The sequence below is a fragment of the Orbus hercynius genome, from assembly GCF_003634275.1.
In the GTDB taxonomy this organism is placed as follows: Bacteria; Pseudomonadota; Gammaproteobacteria; order Enterobacterales; family Orbaceae; genus Orbus; species Orbus hercynius.
The window spans coordinates 1-5,331 of the sequence record NZ_RBWY01000008.1 but is presented as its reverse complement, the minus strand read 5'-3'; the positions used below and the strand labels follow the sequence as shown (position 1 = coordinate 5,331).

Here is a 5,331-nt window from a genome sequence, read left to right as displayed (position 1 = left end):
GCTTGAAGAAAAAAATAAGATGTCTATAATGCGCATCCACTGACGTAACGCAAGACCTTCTGAGAAGGCGGTTATATTGGTGAGACGGTCAAAACGATTTTTAGAATTTGAAAAAAAGATAAAAAAAGTTATTGACAGTCGAAATGGGAAAGCGTAGTATACGCAGCCCTTGAGACAGCAAAATAAACGTGCTGTCAGCTCTTTAAAAATTAAGAACAGACAATCTGTGTGGGCACTGTTAGGACGAAAGATTCAAGTCTACGGACTTAAAAAAATCAAGTCTTAATAAGTGACACTGAAGATTCATTTGAATATGTCAGAGACAGTTATTGAGCATCAAACTTAAAATTGAAGAGTTTGATCATGGCTCAGATTGAACGCTGGCGGCAGGCTTAACACATGCAAGTCGAACGGTAACATGGGTGCTTGCACCTGATGACGAGTGGCGGACGGGTGAGTAATGTATGGGGATCTGCCGAATGGAAGGGGACAACAGTTGGAAACGACTGCTAATACCGTATAATGTCGCAAGACCAAAGAGTGGGACCTTCGGGCCACTTGCCATTTGATGAACCCATATGGGATTAGCTAGTAGGTGTGGTAAAGGCGCACCTAGGCGACGATCTCTAGCTGGTCTGAGAGGATGACCAGCCACACTGGAACTGAGACACGGTCCAGACTCCTACGGGAGGCAGCAGTGGGGAATATTGCACAATGGGGGAAACCCTGATGCAGCCATGCCGCGTGTATGAAGAAGGCCTTCGGGTTGTAAAGTACTTTCGGTGATGAGGAAGGTATTGGGTCTAATAGGCCTAATAATTGACGTTAATTACAGAAGAAGCACCGGCTAACTCCGTGCCAGCAGCCGCGGTAATACGGAGGGTGCGAGCGTTAATCGGAATGACTGGGCGTAAAGGGCATGTAGGTGGATGATTAAGTTAGGTGTGAAAGCCCCGAGCTCAACTTGGGAATTGCACTTAAAACTGGTCGTCTAGAGTATTGTAGAGGAAGGTAGAATTCCACGTGTAGCGGTGAAATGCGTAGAGATGTGGAGGAATACCGGTGGCGAAGGCGGCCTTCTGGACAAATACTGACGCTGAGATGCGAAAGCGTGGGGAGCAAACAGGATTAGATACCCTGGTAGTCCACGCTGTAAACGATGTCGATTTGGAGTTTGGGGGCATGACCCTTGGGCTCCGGAGCTAACGCGTTAAATCGACCGCCTGGGGAGTACGGCCGCAAGGTTAAAACTCAAATGAATTGACGGGGGCCCGCACAAGCGGTGGAGCATGTGGTTTAATTCGATGCAACGCGAAGAACCTTACCTGGTCTTGACATCCATAGAATCTTGCAGAGATGCGAGAGTGCCTTCGGGAGCTATGAGACAGGTGCTGCATGGCTGTCGTCAGCTCGTGTTGTGAAATGTTGGGTTAAGTCCCGCAACGAGCGCAACCCCTATCCTTTGTTGCCAGCACGTAATGGTGGGAACTCAAAGGAGACTGCCGTTGATAAAGCGGAGGAAGGTGGGGATGACGTCAAGTCATCATGGCCCTTACGACCAGGGCTACACACGTGCTACAATGGCGTATACAAAGGGATGCGAAGGTGCGAACTGGAGCGGACCTCACAAAGTACGTCTAAGTCCGGATTGGAGTCTGCAACTCGACTCCATGAAGTCGGAATCGCTAGTAATCGTGAATCAGAATGTCACGGTGAATACGTTCCCGGGCCTTGTACACACCGCCCGTCACACCATGGGAGTGGGTTGCACCAGAAGTAGATAGCTTAACCGCAAGGGGGGCGTTTACCACGGTGTGATTCATGACTGGGGTGAAGTCGTAACAAGGTAACCGTAGGGGAACCTGCGGTTGGATCACCTCCTTACGAAAGCCTGACAGTGTTCACATAGATTGTTTGTTTGAAATAAAAGAAATTGTTTAGTCCCCTTCGTCTAGAGGCCTAGGACATCGCCCTTTCACGGCGGTAACAGGGGTTCGAATCCCCTAGGGGACGCCATTAAATAGGGTAAACAATTTCGAATTAATATATTGATAAGTGTACTTTAAAGTATGCTGATTAATATAGCTCTTTAACAATATGGAACAAGCTGAAAAGAAACGAGTTCTCGTTTTATGGAAGTATTGAAGTGGAGTAATCGACTTTGATATGGAAATGGAATTGAGAAAAAGCGAAATTGAGAAAACCGAGACGACTGTAAGTTGTAAGGTTAAGAAATTAAGCGTACACGGTGGATGCCTAGGCAATCAGAGGCGAAGAAGGACGTGTTAATCTGCGAAAAGCGACGGTAAGCTGGTAAAGAGCGTAATAGCCGTCGATATCCGAATGGGGAAACCCAGTGCAATAATGCACTATCATTAACTGAATAAAATAGGTTAATGAGGCGAACCGGGAGAACTGAAACATCTCAGTACCCCGAGGAAAAGAAATCAACCGAGATTCCCAGAGTAGCGGCGAGCGAAATGGGAGGAGCCCAAAGCGGGTAGCTTAGTGTGTAAATGGAAGCGTCTGGAAAGTCGCACGACAGAGGGTGATAGTCCCGTACATGAATATGCATTAAGTGGAAGCTTGAAGAGTAGGGCGGGACACGTGGTATCCTGTTTGAAGATGGGGGGACCATCCTCCAAGGCTAAATACTCCTGATTGACCGATAGTGAACTAGTACCGTGAGGGAAAGGCGAAAAGAACCCCGGCGAGGGGAGTGAAATAGAACCTGAAACCGTGTACGTACAATCAGTGGGAGCATCTTAATGGTGTGACTGCGTACCTTTTGTATAATGGGTCAGCGACTTATATTCTGTAGCAAGGTTAACCGAATAGGGGAGCCGAAGGGAAACCGAGTCTTAACTGGGCGTTAAGTTGCAGGGTATAGACCCGAAACCCGGTGATCTAGCCATGGGCAGGTTGAAGGTTGGTTAACACTAACTGGAGGACCGAACCGACTAATGTTGAAAAATTAGCGGATGACCTGTGGCTGGGGGTGAAAGGCCAATCAAACCGGGAGATAGCTGGTTCTCCCCGAAAGCTATTTAGGTAGCGCCTCATGTATAACTGTTGGGGGTAGAGCACTGTTTCGGCTAGGGGGCCATCCCGGCTTACCAACCCGATGCAAACTCCGAATACTGACAAGTTGAGCATGGGAGACACACGGCGGGTGCTAACGTTCGTCGTGAAGAGGGAAACAACCCAGACCGCCAGCTAAGGTCCCAAAGTCATAGTTAAGTGGGAAACGAAGTGGGAAGGCTTAGACAGCTAGGATGTTGGCTTAGAAGCAGCCATCATTTAAAGAAAGCGTAATAGCTCACTAGTCGAGTCGGCCTGCGCGGAAGATGTAACGGGGCTAAAACTATGCACCGAAGCTGCGGCAGTGTGTGAATAACATATTGGGTAGGGGAGCGTTCTGTAAGCCTGCGAAGGTGAACTGTGAGGTTTGCTGGAGGTATCAGAAGTGCGAATGCTGACATAAGTAACGATAATGCGGGTGAAAAGCCCGCACGCCGGAAGACCAAGGGTTCCTGTCCAACGTTAATCGGGGCAGGGTGAGTCGACCCCTAAGGCGAGGCAGAGATGCGTAGCTGATGGGAAACGGGTTAATATTCCCGTACTGTATATGACTGCGATGGGGTGACGGAGAAGGCTAGGTTTACCGGGATAGGTCCGCAAGGAGCCCGGGTTAAGCATGTAGGGGTGTGATTAGGCAAATCCGGTCACTAAAACTCTGAGGTGTGATGACGAGGCACTAAGGTGCTGAAGTAATTGATGCCAAGCTTCCAGGAAAAGCCTCTAAGCTTCAGGTCATATGTAATCGTACCCGAAACCGACACAGGTGGTCAGGTAGAGAATACTCAGGCGCTTGAGAGAACTCGGGTGAAGGAACTAGGCAAAATGGTGCCGTAACTTCGGGAGAAGGCACGCTGATGGTAATTGAAATCCCACGCGGACGTAGGTGAACTCAGTCGAAGATACCAGCTGGCTGCAACTGTTTAATAAAAACACAGCACTGTGCAAACACGAAAGTGGACGTATACGGTGTGACGCCTGCCCGGTGCTGGAAGGTTAATTGATGGGGTTATCCGTAAGGAGAAGCTCTTGATCGAAGCCCCAGTAAACGGCGGCCGTAACTATAACGGTCCTAAGGTAGCGAAATTCCTTGTCGGGTAAGTTCCGACCTGCACGAATGGCGTAATGATGGCCAGGCTGTCTCCACCCGAGACTCAGTGAAATTGAATTTGCCGTGAAGATGCGGTGTACCCGTGGCAAGACGGAAAGACCCCGTGAACCTTTACTATAGCTTGACAGTGAACATTGAGCCTTAATGTGTAGGATAGGTGGGAGACAATGAAGTGTGGACGCTAGTTTGCATGGAGTCGACCTTGAAATACCACCCTTTAATGTTTGATGTTCTAACGTAGGGCCCTGAATCGGGCTTGCGGACACTGTCTGGTGGGTAGTTTGACTGGGGCGGTCTCCTCCCAAAGAGTAACGGAGGAGCACGAAGGTTAGCTAATCCTGGTCGGACATCAGGAGGTTAGTGCAATGGCATAAGCTAGCTTGACTGCGAGAGTGACGGCTCGAGCAGGTACGAAAGTAGGTCATAGTGATCCGGTGGTTCTGAATGGAAGGGCCATCGCTCAACGGATAAAAGGTACTCCGGGGATAACAGGCTGATACCGCCCAAGAGTTCATATCGACGGCGGTGTTTGGCACCTCGATGTCGGCTCATCACATCCTGGGGCTGAAGTAGGTCCCAAGGGTACGGCTGTTCGCCGTTTAAAGTGGTACGCGAGCTGGGTTTAGAACGTCGTGAGACAGTTCGGTCCCTATCTGCCATGGGCGTAGGAAAATTGAGAGGGTTTGCTTCTAGTACGAGAGGACCGAAGTGAACGCACCGCTGGTGTTCGGGTTGTGATGCCAATTGCATTGCCCGGTAGCTACGTGCGGAATAGATAAGTGCTGAAAGCATCTAAGCACGAAACTAGCCTTGAGATGAGTTTTCCCAGACTATATGTTTGTAAGGTTCGTTCGAGACTAGGACGTAGATAGGTCAGGTGTGTAAGCGTAGCGATACGTTGAGCTAACTGATACTAATGAACCGAGAGTCTTAACCTTACAACTTAGAGTTGTTTTGGAATATCTTGATAAATTTTAGCTTGTTCGAAGATTGTTAAAAGCGAGACAGAGTTATGTCTGGCGGCGATGTTGCGGTGGTCCCACCTGACCCATGCCGAACTCAGAAGTGAAACGCCGTGGAGCCGATGGTAGTGTGGGGGTTCCCCCATGTGAGAGTAGGTCACCGCCAGACTATTAAATATG

At 49.1% G+C, this 5,331-nt stretch carries 1 tRNA gene and 3 rRNA genes; all 4 read left to right on the top strand.

Annotation, left to right across the window (positions count from 1 at the left end):
* The first annotated feature begins 345 nt into the window (after nucleotides 1–345).
* The 4 genes from DES39_RS10820 to rrf all read left to right on the top strand — a co-directional run bounded on the left by DES39_RS10820 (nucleotide 346) and on the right by rrf (nucleotide 5,320).
* Nucleotides 346–1,884: ribosomal RNA gene (locus DES39_RS10820) — 16S ribosomal RNA — on the top strand.
* A gap of 56 nt (nucleotides 1,885–1,940) precedes the next feature.
* Nucleotides 1,941–2,016, top strand: a tRNA-Glu gene (locus DES39_RS10815).
* Between the two features lie 209 nt (nucleotides 2,017–2,225).
* Nucleotides 2,226–5,127 (top strand): 23S ribosomal RNA (locus DES39_RS10810).
* 77 nt (nucleotides 5,128–5,204) lie between these two features.
* Nucleotides 5,205–5,320: ribosomal RNA gene (rrf, locus tag DES39_RS10805) — 5S ribosomal RNA — on the top strand.
* The 16S, 23S and 5S rRNA genes sit together here with 1 tRNA gene alongside, the layout of an rRNA operon.
* Nucleotides 5,321–5,331: the final 11 nt, after the last annotated feature.